This is a genomic window from Rhodococcus zopfii NBRC 100606 = JCM 9919 (assembly GCF_001895025.1).
GTDB lineage: Bacteria > Actinomycetota > Actinomycetes > Mycobacteriales > Mycobacteriaceae > Rhodococcus > Rhodococcus zopfii.
In genome coordinates this window covers 26,499-47,253 of the sequence record NZ_BCXI01000018.1, presented here as the reverse complement: position 1 = coordinate 47,253, position 20,755 = coordinate 26,499, and the positions used below count along the sequence as shown (strand labels likewise).

Annotated in this window: 20 protein-coding genes; 6 read left to right on the top strand and 14 right to left on the bottom strand. The window is 69.1% G+C overall.

What is annotated here, in order from left to right; all coding sequences use genetic code 11:
• Nucleotides 1-2: 2 nt before the first annotated feature.
• The 4 genes from RZ1_RS13665 to RZ1_RS13650 form a co-directional block, all read right to left on the bottom strand.
• Nucleotides 3-1,727, bottom strand: coding sequence for a SulP family inorganic anion transporter (locus tag RZ1_RS13665; RefSeq protein ID WP_072812637.1), 1,725 nt, complete (start codon nucleotides 1,725-1,727; stop codon nucleotides 3-5).
• Between the two features lie 114 nt (nucleotides 1,728-1,841).
• On the bottom strand, nucleotides 1,842-2,855 hold the full coding sequence (gene ilvC / locus RZ1_RS13660; RefSeq protein ID WP_072812635.1) for a ketol-acid reductoisomerase: 1,014 nt from the start codon (nucleotides 2,853-2,855) through the stop codon (nucleotides 1,842-1,844).
• A 37-nt stretch (nucleotides 2,856-2,892) separates the two neighbouring features.
• Entirely contained in the window at nucleotides 2,893-3,396 is a 504-nt protein-coding gene (gene ilvN / locus RZ1_RS13655) for an acetolactate synthase small subunit (protein ID WP_072812633.1), read from the bottom strand.
• Nucleotides 3,393-5,327: an acetolactate synthase large subunit gene (locus RZ1_RS13650; RefSeq protein ID WP_072812631.1), complete on the bottom strand. Its 1,935-nt coding sequence runs from the start codon at nucleotides 5,325-5,327 to the stop codon at nucleotides 3,393-3,395. The genes ilvN and RZ1_RS13650 overlap by 4 nt, the downstream gene beginning before the upstream one ends.
• Nucleotides 5,328-5,591: 264 nt before the next feature.
• On the opposite strand from RZ1_RS13650, the gene RZ1_RS13645 reads away from it, so the two are divergent.
• Together RZ1_RS13645 and ilvD are read left to right on the top strand one after the other, a co-directional pair.
• Complete coding sequence (locus tag RZ1_RS13645) at nucleotides 5,592-6,062, top strand: PH domain-containing protein (protein ID WP_072812629.1); 471 nt, start codon at nucleotides 5,592-5,594, stop codon at nucleotides 6,060-6,062.
• A gap of 101 nt (nucleotides 6,063-6,163) precedes the next feature.
• Nucleotides 6,164-8,005 (top strand): dihydroxy-acid dehydratase, encoded by a 1,842-nt coding sequence (ilvD, locus tag RZ1_RS13640; RefSeq protein ID WP_072812627.1) that lies wholly within the window; start codon nucleotides 6,164-6,166, stop codon nucleotides 8,003-8,005.
• A gap of 51 nt (nucleotides 8,006-8,056) precedes the next feature.
• Here the strand turns inward: ilvD and RZ1_RS13635 are convergent, their stop codons facing one another.
• Nucleotides 8,057-8,815 carry a DoxX family protein gene (locus RZ1_RS13635; protein WP_072812625.1) on the bottom strand — a complete coding sequence of 253 codons (759 nt, stop codon included), beginning with the start codon at nucleotides 8,813-8,815 and terminating at the stop codon, nucleotides 8,057-8,059.
• Nucleotides 8,816-8,892: 77 nt separating this feature from the next.
• Between RZ1_RS13635 and RZ1_RS13630 the strand changes: the two genes are divergently transcribed.
• Nucleotides 8,893-10,044 carry a PQQ-dependent sugar dehydrogenase gene (locus tag RZ1_RS13630; RefSeq protein WP_072812623.1) on the top strand — a complete coding sequence of 384 codons (1,152 nt, stop codon included), beginning with the start codon at nucleotides 8,893-8,895 and terminating at the stop codon, nucleotides 10,042-10,044.
• A 99-nt stretch (nucleotides 10,045-10,143) separates the two neighbouring features.
• Here the strand turns inward: RZ1_RS13630 and RZ1_RS13625 are convergent, their stop codons facing one another.
• The 7 genes from RZ1_RS13625 to RZ1_RS13600 form a co-directional block, all read right to left on the bottom strand.
• Nucleotides 10,144-10,620 carry a hypothetical protein gene (locus tag RZ1_RS13625; protein ID WP_072812621.1) on the bottom strand — a complete coding sequence of 159 codons (477 nt, stop codon included), beginning with the start codon at nucleotides 10,618-10,620 and terminating at the stop codon, nucleotides 10,144-10,146.
• A gap of 40 nt (nucleotides 10,621-10,660) precedes the next feature.
• Nucleotides 10,661-10,792: a hypothetical protein gene (locus RZ1_RS31670; protein WP_280522824.1), complete on the bottom strand. Its 132-nt coding sequence runs from the start codon at nucleotides 10,790-10,792 to the stop codon at nucleotides 10,661-10,663.
• Nucleotides 10,793-10,974: 182 nt separating this feature from the next.
• Nucleotides 10,975-11,133, bottom strand: a complete 159-nt coding sequence (locus RZ1_RS31340) for an HNH endonuclease (RefSeq protein WP_238072097.1) — start codon at nucleotides 11,131-11,133, stop codon at nucleotides 10,975-10,977.
• 22 nt (nucleotides 11,134-11,155) lie between these two features.
• A complete protein-coding gene (locus tag RZ1_RS31335; protein ID WP_238072099.1) occupies nucleotides 11,156-11,512 on the bottom strand; it encodes a DUF222 domain-containing protein in 357 nt (118 codons plus the stop codon).
• A 379-nt stretch (nucleotides 11,513-11,891) separates the two neighbouring features.
• Complete coding sequence (locus RZ1_RS13610) at nucleotides 11,892-13,097, bottom strand: cation:proton antiporter (protein ID WP_072812616.1); 1,206 nt, start codon at nucleotides 13,095-13,097, stop codon at nucleotides 11,892-11,894.
• Nucleotides 13,098-13,122: 25 nt separating this feature from the next.
• On the bottom strand, nucleotides 13,123-14,631 hold the full coding sequence (gatB, locus tag RZ1_RS13605; protein ID WP_072812614.1) for an Asp-tRNA(Asn)/Glu-tRNA(Gln) amidotransferase subunit GatB: 1,509 nt from the start codon (nucleotides 14,629-14,631) through the stop codon (nucleotides 13,123-13,125).
• Nucleotides 14,632-14,674: 43 nt separating this feature from the next.
• Complete coding sequence (locus tag RZ1_RS13600) at nucleotides 14,675-15,706, bottom strand: 6-phosphofructokinase (RefSeq protein WP_072812784.1); 1,032 nt, start codon at nucleotides 15,704-15,706, stop codon at nucleotides 14,675-14,677.
• 209 nt (nucleotides 15,707-15,915) lie between these two features.
• Here RZ1_RS13600 and RZ1_RS13595 point away from each other — a divergent pair, with 209 nt between their 5' ends.
• Nucleotides 15,916-16,761: a formate/nitrite transporter family protein gene (locus RZ1_RS13595; RefSeq protein WP_072812613.1), complete on the top strand. Its 846-nt coding sequence runs from the start codon at nucleotides 15,916-15,918 to the stop codon at nucleotides 16,759-16,761.
• Nucleotides 16,762-16,764: 3 nt separating this feature from the next.
• Here the strand turns inward: RZ1_RS13595 and RZ1_RS13590 are convergent, their stop codons facing one another.
• Complete coding sequence (locus RZ1_RS13590) at nucleotides 16,765-17,436, bottom strand: response regulator (RefSeq protein WP_072812611.1); 672 nt, start codon at nucleotides 17,434-17,436, stop codon at nucleotides 16,765-16,767.
• Between the two features lie 10 nt (nucleotides 17,437-17,446).
• Nucleotides 17,447-18,613 carry a sensor histidine kinase gene (locus RZ1_RS13585; protein WP_238072098.1) on the bottom strand — a complete coding sequence of 389 codons (1,167 nt, stop codon included), beginning with the start codon at nucleotides 18,611-18,613 and terminating at the stop codon, nucleotides 17,447-17,449.
• Nucleotides 18,614-18,793: 180 nt separating this feature from the next.
• Here RZ1_RS13585 and RZ1_RS13580 point away from each other — a divergent pair, with 180 nt between their 5' ends.
• Together RZ1_RS13580 and RZ1_RS13575 are read left to right on the top strand one after the other, a co-directional pair.
• Nucleotides 18,794-19,411, top strand: coding sequence for a phospholipase A2 family protein (locus tag RZ1_RS13580; RefSeq protein ID WP_072812782.1), 618 nt, complete (start codon nucleotides 18,794-18,796; stop codon nucleotides 19,409-19,411).
• Nucleotides 19,408-20,751, top strand: coding sequence for an alpha/beta-hydrolase family protein (locus tag RZ1_RS13575; RefSeq protein ID WP_083583687.1), 1,344 nt, complete (start codon nucleotides 19,408-19,410; stop codon nucleotides 20,749-20,751). The genes RZ1_RS13580 and RZ1_RS13575 overlap by 4 nt, the downstream gene beginning before the upstream one ends.
• Nucleotides 20,752-20,755 lie beyond the last annotated feature (4 nt).

The window sequence follows — 20,755 nt, the reverse complement described above, 5'->3', positions numbered from 1 at the left end:
ATTCATCGTTCCATCTCGTCCGCATCGCCGGATGCCCGCCGGTGTTCCCGAAAGGCGGTCACCGCGGCCCGCACGGTCGGATGAAAGTGCGACGCGTCGAACCGGTCTCCCACCCCGAACCGCACCAGCTTGTCCTTGATCGGTCCCTTCATCGCCGCGAACGCCAACCGGATACCTTTGTTCGCGAGATAGCGGTCGAGATCGACGAGTTCGTCGACTGCCGTGGTGTCGAGGCCGGTGATCGGCTCGGCCGCGATCACGACCCACTCGACGGGTGTCGGCGCGTGCGCGACCAGTTCCCGCACATGACGATCGAGAAGGTCGCCGTTGGCGAAGAACAGCGGTGCGTCGAACCTCACGAGCACCAGCCCGGGAATCCGATGCCCTTCGGGATGGCGAGTGATGTCGTGGAGGCCCGGAACCCCGTCCAGTTCCACCAGTTCCGTGCGATAGGGCTGCCACGCCCGCACGACGACGGCGAGCAGGGAAAGCCCGATGGCGACCAGGATTCCTTCGAGCACACCGACGAGCCCGACCCCGAGGAACGCCGCAACGGCCAGACCGGCCTCGACGCGGCTCATCCGCCACATCGTGACCACGCCCTTCACGTCGATGAGCGCCGCCGCCGCGACCAGCACAACCGCGGCGAGGGTCGCCTTCGGCAGATACGCAGTCAGATCCGGCACCAGCAGCACGAACGCCAGCACACCGACGGCACCGACGACACCGACCAGCTGGGTGCGGGCCCCGTTCTGCTCCGCGACGGGAGTGCGCGACGAACTCGCGCAGATCGGGAATCCGCCGAACACGCCGCTTGCGATGTTCGCGACCCCGACCGCCCGCATCTCCTCGCTGCCGTCCACATCGGCGCCGCGCCGGGCGGCGAACGTCCGGGACAGCACCCCGGTGTCGGCGAAGGCGATCAAGGCGATCGCCACGGCGGGGCCGAGCAGAGCAGCCACGTCGCTCCATCCCACCCCGCCGAAGGACGGCGCAGGCAGCCCGCGGGGCAGCGCTCCGACCATCGCGATGTCCTCGTCGAGACCCACCACGGCGGACAGCACCATCGCCCCGACCACCGCGACGAGCACGCCGGGAATCCGCACCCGCAGCACCCGGCACGTCACCATCACGACCAGGGAGCCGACGCCCACCACGGCGGCGATCGGGTCGATGCCGCCGGTGACCACCTCGCGGGCGATCGCGCCGATCCGGGCGATGCCACCGTCCGCATCGACCTCGATGCCGAGCAACGTGGGCAGCTGACCGATCACGACGACGAGCGCGATGCCGTTGAGGTATCCGATCCGGATCGGTTTGGACAGCAGGTCGGTGACGAAACCCAGGCGCAGGAAACCCGCGACGAGCAGGACCGTCCCGACGAGGACGGCGAGCACACCGGCCAGCGCGACGGCGCGCTGCGGGTCGCCGCCGGCGGCGGCGAGCGGCACCACGGCTGCCGCGATCAGCGGGGCCAGCGACGAGTCGGGTCCGAGCACGAGAACCCGGGACGGCCCCACGAGGGCGTACGCGAGCAGCGGCACGATCGTGGCGTAGAGACCCGTGTACGCGGGCAGGCCCGCCGCGGTCGCGTACCCCATCCCGGCGGGGATCAGCAGCCCGATCAGCGCGAGGCCGGCGGTGACGTCATACCGCAGCCACTCACGGCGGTAGGTGCGGGCGGTGACGACCCCGGGCAGGCGGCCGAGGCCCAGACTCCACGACATCGGCACATTATCCACCGGCACACGTTGTCCACCGGCACTCGACCGCTCCCGCCACGAACGCCACCGGCCCGGCACCCGAGAACGGGTGCCGGGCCGGCGACAGATGAAACCTGCTTACGCGGTCTCGGTGATCGGGCGATCGACCCAGCTCATCAGGTCACGGAGCTGCTTGCCGACGACCTCGATGCCGTGCTCGGCGTTCTCCTTGCGCAGGCCCTCGAGCTCCTTGTTGCCGTTCTCGACGTTGGCGACGAGACGCTTGACGAAGGTGCCGTCCTGGATGTCCTTGAGGATGTCCTTCATGCGCTCCTTGGTCCCGGCGTCGATGACGCGCGGGCCGGAGAGGTAGCCACCGAACTCGGCGGTGTCGGACACCGAGTAGTTCATGCGCGCGATGCCGCCCTCGTACATGAGGTCGACGATGAGCTTGAGCTCGTGCAGGCACTCGAAGTACGCCATCTCCGGGGCGTAGCCCGCCTCGACGAGGACGTCGAAGCCGGTCTTGACGAGCTCCTCGGTGCCACCGCAGAGCACGGCCTGCTCACCGAACAGGTCGGTCTCGGTCTCTTCCTTGAAGTCCGTCTTGATGACGCCGGCGCGGGTTCCGCCGATGCCCTTCGCGTAGGACAGAGCCAGGGCCTGGCCCTCGCCCTTCGGGTCCTGGTGGACGGCGATGAGCGCGGGCACGCCCTTGCCGTCGACGAACTGGCGGCGCACCAGGTGGCCGGGGCCCTTGGGGGCAACCATGCCGACGGTGACGAACTCCGGAGCCTTGATCAGGCCGAAGTGGATGTTCAGGCCGTGGCCGAAGAACAGCGCGTCGCCGTCCTTCAGGTTCGGCTCGATGTCGTTCTTGAAGATCGACGCCTGCGCCGTGTCGGGGGCGAGCAGCATGATCACGTCGGCCCACTCCGAAACCTCGGTGGGGGTTCCGACGGTCAGGCCGGCCTCTTCGGCCTTGGCGCGCGACTTCGAGCCTTCCTTGAGACCGATGCGCACCTCGACGCCCGAGTCACGCAGGCTCAGCGAATGCGCGTGCCCCTGGCTGCCGTAGCCGATCACCGCGACCTTGCGGCCCTGGATGATCGACAGATCGGCGTTGTCGTCGTAGAAAAGCTCGACTGCCACAGTTCCTACCTCTTTCAGCAATTGGGGTGTGTTCAGGCTAACGGGTGGCCGTGATCGACTTGGGACCACGTCCGACGGCGACGACGCCGGACTGCACGATCTCGCGGATGCCGTACGGCTCGAGCATCCGCAGAAGTGCGTCGAGCTTCGAACGGGTGCCGGTGGCCTCGATGGTCAACGACTCGGGCGAGACGTCGATCACCTTGGCGCGGAACAGGTTCACCGTCTCGATGACCTGGGTGCGGACGCTGGCGTCCGCACGGACCTTGATGAGCAGGAGCTCGCGCGCCACCGACGCCTCGCCCTCCTGCTCGACGATCTTGATGACGTTGACCAGCTTGTTGAGCTGCTTGGTGACCTGCTCGAGCGGGAACTCGTCGACGGTCACGACGATCGTCATGCGGGAGATGTCGGGCACCTCGGTTCCCCCGACGGCGAGGGATTCGATGTTGAATCCGCGCCGCGAGAACAGCGCCGCGACACGGGCCAGCACGCCCGGCTTGTCCTCGACGAGAACGCTGAGGGTGTGACTCGTGCTCACTGACGATCCTCTCCTGCTGCGGCATCGGTGGCCTGCTCGCGGTTCATGGCCTCGTGGATGACGGCCGGCTCGGCGGCCGACTCGTCGTCGTCGAACAACGGGCGGATGCCACGCGCCGCCATGATCTCGTCGTTGCTGGTACCGGCGGCGACCATGGGCCACACCTGGGCGTCCTTGCCGACGATGAAGTCGATGACGACGGGGCGGTCGTTGATGGCCTGCGCCTGGCGGATGGCCGGTTCGACGTCCTCTTCCCGCTCGACCCGGATGCCGACGCAGCCGAGGGCCTCGGCGAGCTTGACGAAGTCCGGGATGCGGACCTCCCCGTGGGTGCCGAGTTCGGTGTTCGAGTACCGCTGGTCGTAGAACAGTGTCTGCCACTGACGGACCATGCCGAGGTTGCCGTTGTTGATGAGCGCGACCTTGATCGGCACGCCCTCCACGGCGCAGGTGGCCAGTTCCTGGTTGGTCATCTGGAAGCAGCCGTCGCCGTCGATGGCCCACACCTCGGCCTCGGGCTTGCCCATCTTGGCGCCGAGGGCGGCCGGCACGGCGTAGCCCATGGTGCCGAGACCGCCGGAGTTCAGCCAGGTGCGCGGCTTCTCGTAGTCCACGAATTGCGCGGCCCACATCTGGTGCTGTCCGACACCGGCGCAGTAGATCGCGTCCGGGCCGGCGAGCTTGCCGACAGCCTGGATGACGTACTGCGGCGACAGCGTGCCGTCGGTGGGACGGTCGTAGCTCAGCGGGTAGGTACGACGGATGTCGTCGAGGTACGCCCACCACTGCGCGTAGTCGAGTGTGGTGCCGGTGGCCAGATCGGCGCGGATCGCCTCGACGAGTTCGACGAGGACCTCGCGGCAGTCACCGACGATCGGGACGTCCGCGTGCCGGTTCTTGCCGATCTCGGCGGGGTCGATGTCGGCGTGGATGACCTTCGCGTCCGGCGCGAACGAATCGAGCTGACCGGTCACGCGGTCGTCGAAGCGGGCGCCGAGGGTGACGAGCAGATCGCTCTTCTGCAGGGCCGCGACCGCAGCGACGGTGCCGTGCATACCCGGCATACCGCAGTTCAGGCGGTGGGTGTCGGGGAATGCGCCACGGGCCATCAGGGTGGTGACGACGGGAATGCCGGTCAGCTCGGCGAGCTCGAGCAGCTCGGCGGACGCATCGGCCTTGATGACGCCGCCACCGACGTACAGCACCGGGTTCTTGGCCTCGGCGATCAGGCGCGCGGCCTCGCGGACCTGCTTGCCGTGGGGCTTGGTCACCGGGCGGTAGCCGGGCAAGTGCATTTCCGGCGGCCAGCTGAACGTGGTCTGCGCCTGCAGGATGTCCTTGGGGATGTCGACGAGCACGGCGCCGGGGCGGCCGGACGCGGCGATGTAGAAGGCCTCGGCGAGGATGCGCGGGATGTCGGCGCCGTCGGTGACGAGGAAGTTGTGCTTGGTCACCGGCATGGTGATGCCGGAGATGTCCGCTTCCTGGAACGCGTCGGTGCCGATGAGCCCGCGGCCGACCTGGCCGGTGATCGCGACGATCGGGACGGAGTCCATCTGGGCGTCGGCGAGGGGGGTCACGAGGTTGGTGGCGCCCGGGCCGGAGGTGGCCATGCACACGCCGACCTTGCCGGTGGCCTGCGCGTATCCGGTCGCGGCGTGACCGCCGCCCTGCTCATGACGGACGAGGACGTGACGCACCCGCTTGGAATCGAACAGCGGATCGTAGACCGGCAGGATCGCACCACCGGGGATGCCGAAGACCGTGTCGACCTCGAGCTCCTCGAGGGCGCGGACGACCGACTGGGCTCCGGTGACCCGCTCGGGGGCGACCTGGCGGCGGTTTCCGGGCTGCGCTGCGGCGGCCGCGGGAGCCGGGGTGGACCCCGGCTTTCGCGGCGAGGGTTGAGGCCGTGCGGTTGGTGCGCTCACTGCGAATTCCTCTGATTCTGGCTCCGGGCAACAAAAAACCCTCGTCAGCATTTGCTGTACGAGGGTGGCGCGTCGTGGGCGAGTTGCAGTATGCGGCTCAGGCGACGACGCGCCGGCCGATTACGAGCAACTCATTCTGATTCACGCGCTAGACGGTAGGCGCGCGCGAGGCAGACAGTCAACTTGGTTCGGTCATCTGTCCCAGAATGTGAGATGCCTCGGCTGCAGTGCGAAGATGGTGAGGTGTCATCTCCCCAGCAGCCCGTGCCACCGTCTTCATCATCCCACACGCCGGAAACGACGACGCGCGTCATTCGGATTTCCCGGCTGTCGCTGCTCGCATGCGGCTTTCTGCTCCTCGCGGTGGCCTCGCCCGCGATGGCCTGGCCCGCGGCGTTCTCGTGGATGCTGGTGATCCCGTTCCTCGTCCTCGCGTGGATCCTGCGCGTACGCACCGTCGTCGGACCCGACGGCATCACCGCCCGCGCCACGTTCTCGACGACGCGCATCGGATGGGACGCCCTCGCGGGAATCCGCTTCCCCAAGCGCGGCTGGGCCCGCGCGACCCTCACCGACGGATCCGAAGTACCGCTGCCCGTCGTCACGTTCGGCCGGCTCCCCGAGCTCGCCGAGGCGAGCGGCGGGCGTATCACCGATCCGTACGCCGCGGCCGACGCGGCCCGCGCCGCCGAGGCAGCCGCCCGCGCCACCGAGTCGGATGACGCCACGAAATAGCACAACGGTAAATTCGTCAGTGCCGCACCCCGGCCCCTGCCCAGCCCGGCAGCCGGCCCGACCGCAGGCGCAGCCACCCGCCCCGTGAAGGAAGCCAGCACATGCCCCCGTTGAGGTCACGCACCACCACCGTCGGACGCAACGCCGCCGGTGCCCGCTCCCTGTGGCGCGCCACAGGTCTGACCGACTCCGATTTCGGCAAGCCGATCGTCGCGATCGCCAACTCCTACACGCAGTTCGTCCCCGGACACGTCCATCTGAAGGATGTCGGTGAGATCGTCGCCGACGCGGTCCGGGCCGCCGGGGGCGTCGCCCGCGAATTCCACACCATCGCGGTCGACGACGGCATCGCGATGGGCCACGGCGGCATGCTGTACTCGCTGCCGAGCCGCGAAATCATTGCCGACTCGGTCGAATACATGGTGAACGCGCACACCGCCGATGCGCTGGTGTGCATCTCCAACTGCGACAAGATCACCCCGGGCATGCTCAATGCTGCGATGCGCCTGAACATTCCGACGATCTTCGTCTCCGGCGGTCCGATGGAAGCGGGCAAGGCGGTCGTCGTCGACGGTGTCGCGCACGCCCCCACCGACCTGATCACCGCGATCTCCGCGTCCGCGAGCGAGTCGGTGAGCGACGATGGCCTCGACGAGGTCGAGCGCAGCGCCTGCCCGACGTGCGGGTCCTGCTCGGGCATGTTCACCGCGAACTCGATGAACTGCCTCACCGAGGCGCTGGGCCTGGCGCTGCCGGGCAACGGTTCGACCCTCGCCACCCACGCCGCCCGCCGCGCACTGTTCGAGAAGGCCGGCACGGTGATCGTCGAGGCGGCGCAGCGCTGGTACCGCGACGAGGACGCGTCGGTGTTGCCCCGCAACGTCGCCACCCCGGCGGCATTCCGCAACGCGATGGCACTCGATGTCGCGATGGGCGGTTCGACCAACACCGTGCTGCACACGCTCGCCGCCGCGCAGGAAGGCGAGGTGGACTTCGACCTCGAGACCATCGACGCGATCAGCCGCAAGGTGCCGTGCCTGGCGAAGGTCTCCCCGAACTCGGACTACCACATGGAGGACGTGCACCGCGCCGGCGGCATTCCCGCGCTGCTCGGTGAACTCCGTCGCGGCGGCCTGCTCGAGACGGACGTCCACACCGTGCACACCGCGAGCTTCGACCAGTGGCTCGACGACTGGGACATCCGGTCGGGCAAGGCCACCGACGAGGCGCTCGAACTGTTCCACGCCGCACCCGGCGGGGTCCGCACCACCGAGCCGTTCTCGACGGACAACCGGTGGGCGTCGCTGGACACCGACGCCGCCGGCGGGTGCATTCGCGACATCGAGCACGCCTACACCGTCGAGGGTGGTCTGTGCGTGCTGCGCGGCAACCTCGCCGTCGACGGCGCGATCCTCAAGACCGCCGGCATCGACGAAGACCTGTTCAGCTTCGAGGGCCCGGCCCTCGTGGTCGAGTCGCAGGAGGAGGCCGTGTCGGTCATCCTCGGCAAAGAGGTGCAGCCGGGCGATGTGGTGGTCGTGCGGTACGAGGGCCCCGCGGGCGGTCCGGGCATGCAGGAGATGCTGCACCCGACGTCGTTCCTCAAGGGCGTCGGCCTCGGCAAGGTGTGCGCACTGATCACCGACGGCCGCTTCTCCGGCGGCACGTCGGGCCTTTCCATCGGGCACGTCTCCCCCGAGGCCGCGTCGGGCGGTGTGATCGGTCTCGTCGAGAACGGTGACCGCATCCGTATCGACGTCGCCACCCGCACCCTCGAGGTGCTCGTCGACGACGAGGTGCTCGCCGAGCGCCGCGCGAAGATGGAAGCCTCGGAGAACCCGTGGCAGCCGGTCGGCCGCGACCGTGTCGTGTCGAAGGCCCTGCGGGCCTACGCGGCGCTCGCGACCTCCGCCGACAAGGGCGCTGTCCGCCAGCTCCCGTAGCTCGTCCCGTGCGTGGTTTCGGTAGCCCCGGCTACCGAAACCACGCACGAGTCAACGGACGAACAACCAGAGGCAGACGCCGCCGGCAACGCCGAGCAGCAGCGCCACGAACGACCCGATGAACGGGCGCGTCGCCCAGCCGCGTGCCCCGTCGACCGCGATCCGGCCGGGACCGGTCAGCACGATCGCCACCGCCGCCGCCCCGAGCAGCACCTCGTACTCCACGCCGGACTCGTCGGTCGCGAAGTACTGCAGTCCCGGTTCGAGGTGGTGTTTGAACAGCACCGCGTTGATCATGATCGCGACGACCGCGGTCGCCGCGAGCGGTGTCAGCAGTCCCAGCACCAGCAGGCCACCGGCCGCAACCTCCCCGATGGAACCGAGGATCGCGAGCAGCGCCGGATGCTGGTACCCGGCGTCCGTGACGGTCGACTCGAAACCGTCGAGTCCGGGACCGCCCCAAAGCCCGGTGAGTTTCTGCAGGCCGTGCACGAGCATGGTGCCGCCGACGACGAGCCGCAGGACCAGGAGACCGAGGTCGAGGGTGCCGCGGCGCGCCTTCGGTGGTTGCGCAGTGGTGGCCGGTTCCGATTCCACGTACGTCCCCGGCGCGACCGGCGGATCCGGCCGGTGGATCTGCTCGGTGGGCCGGGAATCGAAACCCCCGGCGGGCCGGGAATCGAAAGCTGCGCTGTCCAGGTCGAGATCGTCGTCGGATTCGAGCATCGACGAACGCGGACGGTTCAGTTCCAGCGTCGGATTTTCGTACGGCTCCGGCTCCGGTACGTGGTCTTTCGCCTTGTCGCTCACATGGTCCAGGGTAGGTCGCGCGGCGAGGAGCACCCGGGAACCGAGGAGACGCTCGGCGTGCCGGTAACGTTTGCGGCATGACGAGGGGTGCGCGGTTGAGGGGTTCGCGGCGACTGCCGGCATTGGTACTGGCGCTCGGCCTGTTCGCCACGGTCACCTCGTGCGCCCGGTTCGACGATGCGGCCTCGACACCGTTCACTCCGGAACCGTCGTTCGACGGTGGCGCCGACATCGGCCCGCTCGAACAGTCACCGTCCTCGTCGACGACCCCGTCCGTCCCGCCGGTCCCTCCCGGTCCGTGTGTGGACCCGGATCCGGCGGTCGTCGCCACGTGCCTCGACACCACCGGTGGGCTCGTCACCGTGCCGGACGGCAGTTCCGCGTTCGTGGCCGAGCGCCGCACGGGGCGGATCCTGCAGGTCGCACCCGGCGCGAAGCCGGTGGAGATCGCGACGATCCCGGTGGACGGCTCGGGCGACGGGGGCCTGCTCGACCTGGCGCTGTCCCCCACCTACGGCGAGGACCGTCTGCTGTACGCGTACATCACGACACCTGCCGACAACCGGGTGGTGCGCATCGCCGCCGGCGATGTCCCCAAGGATGTGTTCACCGGCATCCCGCGGGGCGCGAACGGCAACGCAGGTGCCCTCGAGTTCGTCTCCCCGACCGATCTTGCCGTCCTCACCGGCGACACCGGAAATCCCTCTGCGGCAATGAGTCCCGCGTCATGGGCGGGGAAGTTGCTCCGGGTGCCGTTGCCCGCTCCGGGTGGCCCGGCCCCCGCCCCGACGGTGGTGCTGTCGGGCATCGGAACCGCCGGCGACGTGTGCCGCGACCCGATCGGCAATCTGTGGGTCACCGACCGCACCCCGCTCGAGGACCGGTTGCAGCGGGTCGGGTCGGACGGGTCCGTTGCTGCCGCGCCGGTGTGGACGTGGCCGGACCGCCCCGGTCTCGCCGGATGCGCCGCCGGCCCCGATGCGGTGGCGATCTCGCTCACCGCCGGCAAAGCCGTGTCGGTGATCGCCACCGACCCGGGTACCGGCGCGGTCACCGCGGCCCCGGTGCTCGCGGTGCAGGATCGGTACGGGCGCCTGGGTGGCGCGTCGGCGGGTGCCGACGGATTGCTGTGGGTCTCGACCGTCAACAAGGACGGTGGCGAGCCGGGACCGAACGACGACCGCGTCGTGCGCATCCAGTTCCCTGCGGGCGGCGGCGGATTCGACTGACGCCGGGCGACCGGGGGTACTGCGAGCAGACTGCTCGAGGCTCCCTGACGTCGCGACGGGAAGCGCATCGGCGACGTCTCGGCCGCCCATAGCCACACGTCACCAAGACCCGAGCATCCAGGGTTCAGAACGCCAAGACGTGATCCGGGTCGTCGAGCGCCGCCCGCATCCGTCCGAGACCGCCGACCCGATCACCCCACCCAGCCACGCCACCGGGTCGATGGACAGGTTCTCGCCGCCTGCCACCCGCGCCTGGTCGCTTTCGACACCGTCGGCGAGCACCCGCTGCGATCCCCTGACCTGCTGCTCGATTGTCCGGAGGAACTCGACGAACCGGACCACCACGGTCTCGATCGCATGCTTCTGCTGGGCACCCAACTCGGCTATGCGCTCGTTCGTCGCGGCGACACACGATTCGGTTTCCTCGTACCGCTTTTCGTAGCGACTGCGCGCCGACTCGATCCGGCCATCGGCCTTCTTCAAATCCCAGACGCCCCTGCCGCCCAGTGCAACTCCCCTACCACCTGTCAGAGCACCGGCAGCGATGAGCGCCACCGGGATGAGCGGCAAGACCATTTCGTCCCCTTACTTCCCCTTCGTCGCAGCTACTGTGCCATCACGGGAGGACGTCGGCGCCGACTGCGGTGAACCTCTCCGCGATCGCGGCACGGTGGTTCTCCTCCTCGAGTTCGAGGACCTCATCCGGCCTTCCGTCCCCGACGGCCGCGAGTGCTTTCCCCGCATGCAACTACGGAACCTCGCCGTTGTTCGTATCCCCGGCCGGTTCCCGCAGCCACCGTCGCCGGTGTTCGCGCAGCTCGGTGTCCCGGCGGGCACGGTAGTGCGCCAATGCCGCGGCCAGCAGATCCCCGAGATGGTGCCGGTGGTTGACCCGCGGTGTCCGGTCCGGGTCGATGTGCGGGGCGGGATTCAGTCGGTGCGGCCCGGATACTCCGACTCTGTTGGTGCGACTCTCGTTTGCCAGCCGCCGGGTCCCTCGTGCACCAGCGCGTGGCAGGCGTCGCAGGCCAGGTCCTCGTTGCTGATGTCGGTGGGACCGTCGGCCTTCCACTCGGTGATGTGATGCACCGCGGTCAACGTCGCCGGTGCATCACGGCCGGGCCGGGTGCAGCCATGCGAGGCGACGATCAACGCCAGCCGCTGATCGGCCGAGGCGAGGCGTCTCGCACGTCCGAGGCGCAGCGGTGCGGGTGTCGCGGGCCGCAGCCTTCGCCAACGCGTCCCGGTCCAGGGACTCGGATTCGACATCCTCGAGCGGTGAGTCCGGGTCGTCCGGGTTGTTCATGCCCGGCCGGGCCAGTTTCGCCAGCACCGGTTCGAGCAGTGCGCGGGTTTCCGGATCGAGGAGCCCGGAGATCGGGGTCATGAGGTCGACACCCTGTTTGCCGATCCGCAGGCCGCGGCGGCGGCTTTCCTTCTCGTCGGGGGCGTCCCCGTCCGGGTTCAGATACGCGAGCAGATGCGCGCCGATCTTGGCGACCTCCTCGGGGGGTGACCGAGCAGGCAGCGTCGGCGGCGGAGATCCGCAGGGTGCCGATGAGGAAGTCGTTGATCGAGCGGCACCCGGGATCTTCGGGAACCCGTCGTTCGACCGCCTCGACGACCGCCCGGTGCCCGACCGCGGTGGCCTTGCGCAGGACGGTTTCGAAGCGCTGCTGGGAGAACTCGACCAGGTCGTCGCGGGAGAACCCGGTCATGTCGTCGTCGAGCAGGCCGTCGACGATCGCGTCGAGGGCGGTCAGCCGCACCTCGAGGATCTCTCCACCAGCACTGTTCGAAAGCATGTTCGAACCATAGCGGGAGGGTCTGACCGAAATGCCGAGAGCTCAACGACCCGCGTCGGCCGGACTCACCGGCTGCGTTCGATCGGATTGCCTCAGCAGGCCTGCAACCATCGGCAGGATCAGCACCGTGATCGCGCCCGCCGCGACGAGGATCGAGGCAGTGGCATTCGTCATCTCCCCCGCCGCGACTGCGACCCCCGTGACGGCCACGATGAGAGGCAGCCCCGTTGTCGAGTACAACGCGATCTGCAACTGTTCGGAGGTGTCGAAACCCGCGCCACGGTCCAGCCGGGTGGACACGAACACCGGCACGCCCCGAACAAGGATCAGCAGCACGAGGAACGCCCCGAGCACCCCGGGCGCGCCGACGACCGCGCGAACGTCGATGGCCATTCCGGATGTGACGAAGAAGATCGGAATGAGGAACCCGTAGGCAAGTCCGTCGAGTTTCGTCTCGAGCAGGGCGTCGCCGGTCGGAATCGCCCGACGCAGGATGAATCCCGCCGCGAACGCGCCGAGGATCACATCGAGGTCGAACACGACCGCGAGGGTGATGAGGCCGACGAGCAGCAACATCGTCAACCGGACCGACGTCTGGGCGGTGGTCATCGAGGTTCGGCGTACGAACGCCAGGAACTGGGATCCTTCCCGCAGGATCCGTGGGGGCAGCAGCGCCACGATCACGGCAACCACCGCGAACGCCGCCAGCACCAGCAGGGATCCGAGCGCACCGCGTGCCCCCAGCAGCGTCGCCATCGCGATCACCGGCAGCAGTTCGCCGACGGCACCGTGGTTGAGCACCGACCGCCCCAGCGGAGTGTCGACGAGCCCGCGATCCGCGAGGATCGGCAACAGAGTGCCCAGGGCGGTCGACGTCAACGCAATCGCCACGGCGATCTCGGCCCGCACGAGACCGGCCGCGCCGAGTGCCGCGACGGTCACCAGCGCCAGCGCCATGCACACGCACCACGTGATCAGTGCGCGACGACCACCGCGACCGCGCAGCTCAGCGGGGTCGATCTCGTAGCCGGCGAGCAGGAACAACAGGCCGAGGCCGAGTTCGCGGAGCATGTCGATCCCGCCGTCGACCTCGGCGAAGCCGAGCGCGTTGGGCCCGATGACGATCCCGGCGACCAGCAACAGCACCACTTCCGGTACCAGCCGGCGCGGCACGGCTCCCGCGATGAGTGGCGCGACCACGGCCGCCACGACGATCCAGAACAGGGAAGTGGCGACTGCGGCGTCCATGAACCGCTACGTTAGCGGCTCAAGATCAACTGCACGCGGCGATCACGAGTTCCTTGACCCGCGCCGGGTCGGCCTGGCCGCGCGTGGCCTTCATGACGTCGCCGACGATCTTGCCGGCCGCCTGGACCTTGCCGGAGCGGATCTTGTCGGCGATGTCCGGATTCGCGGCAAGCGCCGCGTCCACGGCGGCCTGCAGCGCCGAGTCGTCGCGCACGACCTCGAGACCGCGAGCGGCGACGACCTGCTCGGGTTCGCCCTCACCGGCGAGGACCCCGTCGACGACCTGCCGGGCCAGCTTGTTCGTGAGCTTGCCGTCGGCGACCAGCGCGATGACCTTCGCGACCTGCTCCGGCGTGATCGGCAGGTCAGCGAGCTCGACCTCGCGCGTGTTGGCCTGCTGCGTCAGGTACGCGACCCACCAGGAACGCGCCTCCGACGCGGGCGCACCGGCCTCGGTCGTCGCGATCACCAGGTCGAGAGCACCGGCGTTGACGAGGTCGCGCATCTCCTCGTCCGAGACACCCCATTCCTTCTGGATGCGGGCGCGACGCAGCCACGGCAGCTCCGGCAGGGTGCCGCGCAGTTCCTCGATCCACTCGGCGCTCGGCGCGACCGGCTCGAGGTCCGGCTCCGGGAAGTAGCGGTAGTCCTCGGCGGTTTCCTTGCGGCGACCGGGCGAGGTGCTGCCGTCACCTTCCTGGAAGTGGCGGGTCTCCTGGATCACTTCACCTCCGGCGACGAGGACCGCGGCCTGGCGGCGCATCTCGTAGCGGACGGCGACCTCGACGGACTTGAGCGAGTTCACGTTCTTGGTCTCGGTGCGCGTGCCGAACTCGCTCGCGCCGATCGGGTTGAGCGAGAGGTTGGCGTCGCAGCGCATCGACCCCTGGTCCATGCGCACGTCGGACACGTCGAGGGACTTCAGCAGGTCCCGCAGCGCGGTGACGTAGGCGCGGGCGACCTCGGGGGCGCGCTCACCGGCACCGACGATGGGCTTGGTGACGATCTCGACGAGGGGAACACCGGCCCGGTTGTAGTCCAGCAGCGAGTGGCTCGCACCGTGGATACGTCCGGTGGCGCCGCCGACGTGCAGCGACTTGCCGGTGTCCTCCTCCATGTGAGCACGTTCGATCTCGACGCGCCACGTAGTGCCGTCGTCCAGCACGACGTCGAGGTAGCCGTTCGTCGCGATCGGCTCGTCGTACTGCGAAATCTGGTAGTTCTTCGGCTGATCCGGGTAGAAGTAGTTCTTGCGCGCGAACCGGCCCCACGGGGTGATCGAGCAGTTCAAAGCCAGGCCGATGCGGATCGCGGATTCGACCGCAGCCTGATTGACGACGGGCAGCGATCCGGGCATACCCAGGCACACCGGACACACCTGCGTATTGGGCTCGGCACCGAAGGTGGTCGGGCAGCCGCAGAACATCTTGGTGGCGGTGTGCAGTTCGACGTGCACCTCCATGCCCATCACAGGCTCGAACTTCGCGAGCACGTCGTCGTAGGCGAGCAGATCATCGGACATGGCGGCAGTCATGGGCTCGATTTTAGACGGCGGGCCCCGACGCCCTCACCACCACTCAGCCGAACAGAACCCGCATCTCCTGGTATCGCTCCTGCGGCACCAGCTTGTGGTGCGCGAGCGCCTCGTCGAACCCCACTCGGGCAATGCGGGTTCCGTGCAACGCCACCATGTGTCCCCAGTCCTCGTCGGCGACGAGATCGGTGACGGCCATTCCGAGCCGGGTCGCGAGAACACGGTCGAACGCGGTGGGCACTCCCCCGCGCTGGATGTGCCCGAGCACGGTCGCGCGGGTCTCGATGCCGGTGCGTTCCTCGATTATCGGGGCCAGGATCTCGGCGATACCGCCGAGCCGCGGACGGTCGAATCCGTCGAGCCCCTTGTGCGAGTGCGCCTCGGTCATGTCCGGCAGTGTGAAGCCCTCGGCGACGACGACCATCGGGGCGCGACCCCGGTCGCGCACACTCATCGCCCACGCGCAGATCTGGTCGATGCTCTCCGGTTGCTCGGGAATGAGGATGGCGTGCGCGCCGCCCGCGGTCCCCGAGTGCAAGGCGATCCAGCCGGCGTGCCGCCCCATCACCTCGAGCACCATGCAACGTTTGTGCGAGTTGCCGGTGGTACGCAACCGGTCGATGGCGACGGTCGCGATCTCCACGGCCGTGTCGAAACCGAAACAGTAGTCGGTGCGGCCGAGGTCGTTGTCGATCGTCTTGGGGACCCCGACGATTCGGATTCCCTCTTCGAACAGCCGTTTCGACGCTGCGGCCGTCCCTTCCCCGCCGATCGCGATCACCGCGTCGACCCCGAGCTTGTCGAGGGTGCGGGCGATGTTCTGCGCCCCGCCCTCCGGTGTCTGATACGGCCCGAACCGGCTCGTGCCGAGGATCGTGCCGCCCTGGTTCGACAGACCCCGCACCGAACTGCGATCGAGCGGCACCGCGTCGCCCTCGACCAGACCGCGCCAGCCGTCGAGGAATCCGACGAACTCCTGGCCGTGCACGGTCTCGCCCTTCAGAACCGCGCCGCGGATCACCGCGTTGAGTCCGGGGCAGTCGCCGCCGCTGGTGAGTATCCCGACCTTCGTCATGTACACCTCCGCTGCAGAGCATCCGTGTCGCACCTGTCATCCTGCCCGCAACCGGCGTGAGCGTCATCTCGATCGGCAACCTCGCCCGCTGCGAAGTCTCACATCCCGACTGCGGCTGTGCTGAGCGGAACGCAACGCGGACTAACGACGAGGCAACACACCGGTCACCGCGGCCCAGGACACTTTCTCCGATCCCACAGGAGGTTGCCGTGTCCTATGTCCCGCCGGCCGAACTGGCCCGTGCAATGGTCGACGCCGGCCATAGCAAAGTCCTCACGTCCACCCGTGACACCCTGATCCGCGCGTTCATGGGTGGTGCGCTGCTCACGCTCGCAGCGGCGTTCGCGGTGACCGTGACCGTCCAGACCGGCAACGCCCTGCTCGGAGCAGCCCTGTTCCCGGTGGGTTTCTGCCTGCTCTATCTGCTCGGCTTCGACCTGCTCACCGGGGTGTTCACGCTCGCGCCGATCGCCTACCTGGACCGCCGACCGGGCGTGACCATCGGCGCCGTTCTGCGCAACTGGGGACTGGTGTTCGTCGGCAACTTCGCGGGTGCATTCACCGTCGCCGTCATCATCACGTTCGTCCTCACCTACGGGTACTCCATCCCACCCAACGACGTCGCCGAGAAACTCATGCACATCGGTGAGGGACGGACCCTCGGCTACGCCGAACACGGTGCCGCCGGCATGGCGACACTGTTCCTGCGCGGCGTGCTGTGCAACTGGATGGTCTCGACCGGCGTGGTCGCGGCGATGATGTCGAAGCATGTGACCGGCAAGGTGCTGGGCATGTGGATGCCGATCATGCTGTTCTTCTACATGGGTTTCGAGCACTCGGTGGTCAACATGTTCCTGTTCCCCTCCGGTCTGCTGCTCGGCGCCGACTTCACCATCGCCGACTACCTCGTGTGGAACGAGATCCCCACGGTCCTCGGCAATCTCGTCGGCGGTCTGGTGTTCGTCGGCCTCGCCATCTACACGACCCACGTCCGCGCCCGGCCGAAGCGGGCTGCAGTCGAGATCGCACCCGCACGAGAGACCGAAACGGTCTGAGCATCACCCGGGCACTACCAGCCCCGACTCGTAGGCCACCACAACTGCCTGCGCCCGGTCCCGCAGATGCAGCTTGCCGAGCACCTTGCCGACGTGTGTCTTCACCGTCTGCTCGGCGACGAACAACCGCTCTGCGATCTCCTGATTGGACAGGCCCTGAGCGATCAACTCGAGCACTTCCGTTTCCCGCGGGGTCAGCACGTCGAGTGCGGTGCTGCGACGCGGAGTCCGGCGGCGGGTCACGTCGGCAATGAGGCGGCGGGTGACCGTCGGCGCCAGCAGCGCCTGTCCTTCGGCGACGACCCGCACGGCCCGCACCAGTTCGTCCGCGGGCGCGTCCTTGAGCAGGAACCCGCTCGCGCCCATCCCGAGGGCCTCGTACACGTAGTCGTCGAGATCGAATGTGGTGAGCATCAAGACCTTCGAGCGTGGCTCGCGCCGGTCCGCGAGGATGTGGCGGGCCGCGTCGAGTCCGTTCATCTCGGGCATGCGTACATCCATGAGCACGACGTGGGGCCGTAGCCGCGCGACCTCGCGCACCGCGACCTTCCCGTCCTGGGCGTCCCCGACGACGCTGATGTCGGGTTGCGCGGCGAGCAGCGCGCCGAAGCCCTGGCGGACCATCGCCTGATCGTCGGCGATGAACACGGTGATGGGTGCATGCGGCTCGGTCATCGCCCCCAGCCTAGGCGGCGGGAACGCGCGGTAGCGACGCCGACACCTCGAATCCACCGTCGGGTCGCGGGTGCGCGTACAACCGGCCGCCGACCGACGCCGCCCGATCGGCCATGCCGCGGATACCGTTGCCGCCGCCGAGGTCCGGTTGCACCGCGGGTCGGTCTCCGTCGTCGTCCTCGGCAGCGCCGTTGCGCACCGTCACGTCCACCCGGTCCGGGCCGCACACCACCTGCACGGACACCTCCGACCCCGGCGCGTGCCGAGCGGCGTTGGCGAGTGATTCCTGCAAGATCCGGTAAACCGCGAGTCCCGCACTGTCGGACACCGACGCGGTGTCTCCCTCGACCCGGGCGGTGAGGTCGACCCCGGCGCGACGGGATGCGTCGAACAGTTCGTCGAGCCGGCCCAGTCCCGGCTGCGGGGCGTGCTCGGGCAGCGTGCCGTCGCTGCGCAGCACACCGAGCATGCCGCGAACTTCGTTGAGCGCCTCGCGGGCGAGCGCGCCGATCGATTCGAACTCTGCCCGGACCTCGTCGGAGACATCCGGCAGCCGGTACGGGGCGCTCTGCGCCTGCACCACGACGAGGGACATGTGGTGGGCGACGATGTCGTGCAGGTCGCGGGCGATGCGCGCCTTCTCCTCGAGCACCGCTCGACGAGCGCGTTCGAGTTCGCTGATCTCCTCCTCGCGGGCCAGCTGACGGCGGGACAGCACGAGCCAGCGCACGAGCAGCGCGAACGCCGCGATGGCGGTGATCCCGATCGCCCAGCCCCACCCGTCGTTGCCGGGAACGTACGCAAAGAACAACAGCACGGTTGCGAGCCAGACGACGAGCACGATGCGCATCTCCTCGCGCAGGCACACCGTGGCGAGCAGCGCGAGGAGCACGAGGATGTGCACGACCTGCCAGGGGTAGTCGTAGCCCGGGATGCGGTCGAACGCCCACGGCACGATCATCGCCGCGACCGCGGAGATCGCCCAGCCGAGCGCCGGCTGTGCGCGCACCAGCAGGAACGGGAACACGGCCAGCCCGGAGATGATCGGCATGAGCGGCGCCGGCACATCGTGGGTGAGCTGGAGTGTCGGCCACGCAATCGAATAGAGGATCAGCGTGGTCACGACGATCGCGATGTTCCACCAGCGGCCGCGCCCGTACCGGACCGATAGTGTCACGCCGTGATGGACACCTTCATGTACCAACGACTTCACGGTCTCCACGCTAGATTCCGCGGCGCCGACTGTCGTCATACCGTGGAGTGAGATCCGGCCCCTACCCCGGGACTACCCAGCCTGCCGCGAACCGGTCCGTCGTGGGATCCGGACACCGGTGTCGCATTCCTAGCGTCGGTGTTCATGATCATCCGATCCGCGAATGCCCGGGCCGCAACGACCGTCGGCGTCTTCGCCGCCCTCGTCTGTGTGGGTGCCGCCGGCTCCCCCGCCGCGGAGGTCCCGGCCGCCGCCGAACATGCCGCCGCGTCGGCCACCGTGGTCGCGCTCGGATCGGGTGACACCGACACCGCCGACGCCGCCTTCCCGCCGGATTTCGGAGCGCTGATGTACTACAGCCCGATTCGCGAGCTCGGGGTCGCGGGCGAGCGGCTCAGCGATCCGGACGGTTCGTGCTCGTCGCCGGTGCCCCTGCCCGCGGTGTTCGAACCGGCCTGCCGCACGCACGATCTCGGGTACGACCTGCTGCGGTTCGCCCGCGACTCCGGTGGCGAGCTCGGCCCGGATGCGCGACGCGCACTGGATCGGAATTTGACGCGGGACCTGCGTGCGGCATGCGCGACGGATCGGGATGCCACGCCCGGTTGTGCGATTGCCGCTGAGGTCGCCTCCGTTGCGGTGCGGGTCAATTCGTGGCGGCAACAGTACCGGGCGCCGAGGCCGGAATCACCGCTGCCGATGGTGCTCGGGCTGGCGGCGGTTGTCGCGGCCGGGGTCACGGGACCGCGGGTGTGGTCGTGAGCGGGGCGGTTCTCGAAACGGCACGGTCCCGGCACTTTTCGAGCTCGGTCCCGGACGTGCTGTCGTGTCCGCGCGTCTCGACGACGATCACGGTGACCGTTGCGGTGTGTGTCTCGCTGGCCCCGTCGTTGCTGCCGCGGCCCGCGGTGACGCAGGCGGTGTTCACGGCGTTGTCGGTGCTGTGCGGGCTGGGGCTGCTCGCGGCCGGGCGGGCGGTGCGCGAAAGAACTCGGGGCGCAGGGCACATCGCATCGACCGCGTACCGGCGCGGTGCGGTCGTCGTGTCGGCCGGTCTGTGCGCGACGGCGACGCTCGCGGCGAACCGGTGGCAGAACGGATTACGAGCCGCGATGGGCGTCGAACCGGTCGGTGTCGCTCACTGGGCGACGGCCGTAACCTCTGCCGCGCTGATCGTGGTCCTCACGCGAGTACTCGGCCCCCGCGGCCGCCGCGTCGGCCCGGTGCGCGCCGTCGCGGCGGCCGCAGTGATCGCCGCCGCCGGGTACACCGCCGCCACCGGCTTCGCACCGACGGCCACCGCCTCCATCCCGACCACCCCGCTCCCGGCCGGAGTGTCCGGCGCACCGCCGTCGCTGGTGCCGTGGGAAACCCTCGGTGAGCAGGGCCGTCGCTTCGTCGCCCTCGAATCGGACGAGTCCCCGATCCGAACGTACGTGGGCCTGGATTCGGCGCCGGATGCGCGGGCACGAGCCGCGCTGGCGGTACGGGAACTCGACCGGGCCGGAGGATTCGACCGCGGGCACGTCGTGGTCGCGGTGCCGACGGGCTCGGGCTGGATCGACGCGGCCGCGGTGACGGGCTTCGAATCCGCGTACGGCGACGACGTCGCGCTCGTCGCGGTGCAGTATTCGTCGGCACCGAGCTGGGTGACCTTCGTGCTGGACCGCGACGCCGCGGTCGACGCCGCCACGGCACTGGTGGTCGCGGTCCGCGCGCACCTGGACACCCTCGATCCGGAGCACCGCCCGCAACTGCACGTCTACGGGCAGAGCCTCGGCGCGGTCGGTGCCGGCGCCGCGTTCGACGGCCTCACCGCGCCCGGACCCTGCGAGGCAATGTTTGCCGGTCCGCCCGCGGGGTCGATGCGGGCGGAAGGCGGGACGGTGCTGGCGAATTCGTCGGATCCGGTGATTCGGTGGCAGCCGTCGCTGCTGTGGTCCGCACCGGACCTGTCCCGCGCCCGCGTCGATGCGCCATTGCCCGCGTGGCTGCCGGTCGTCGGCTTCCTGCAGACGACGGTGGATCTGCTGTTCGCGCTGGACGCGGTACCCGGTCACGGGCATCGCTACGGTCCGGACCAGGCCAGGTGTGCTCCGTAGCTGC

Excerpts from the sequence above, each read along its gene's own strand:
- RZ1_RS13580 (WP_072812782.1), top strand. The coding sequence starts at position 18,794 with ATGATCATCCGATCCGCGAATGCCCGGGCCGCAACGACCGTCGGCGTC.
- RZ1_RS13590 (WP_072812611.1), bottom strand. The coding sequence starts at position 17,436 with ATGACCGAGCCGCATGCACCCATCACCGTGTTCATCGCCGACGATCAG.
- RZ1_RS13610 (WP_072812616.1), bottom strand. The coding sequence starts at position 13,097 with ATGGACGCCGCAGTCGCCACTTCCCTGTTCTGGATCGTCGTGGCGGCC.
- RZ1_RS13625 (WP_072812621.1), bottom strand. The coding sequence starts at position 10,620 with ATGGTCTTGCCGCTCATCCCGGTGGCGCTCATCGCTGCCGGTGCTCTG.
- gatB (WP_072812614.1), bottom strand. The coding sequence starts at position 14,631 with ATGACTGCCGCCATGTCCGATGATCTGCTCGCCTACGACGACGTGCTC.
- RZ1_RS13630 (WP_072812623.1), top strand. The coding sequence starts at position 8,893 with ATGACGAGGGGTGCGCGGTTGAGGGGTTCGCGGCGACTGCCGGCATTG.
- RZ1_RS13600 (WP_072812784.1), bottom strand. The coding sequence starts at position 15,706 with ATGACGAAGGTCGGGATACTCACCAGCGGCGGCGACTGCCCCGGACTC.
- RZ1_RS13665 (WP_072812637.1), bottom strand. The coding sequence starts at position 1,727 with ATGTCGTGGAGTCTGGGCCTCGGCCGCCTGCCCGGGGTCGTCACCGCC.
- ilvD (WP_072812627.1), top strand. The coding sequence starts at position 6,164 with ATGCCCCCGTTGAGGTCACGCACCACCACCGTCGGACGCAACGCCGCC.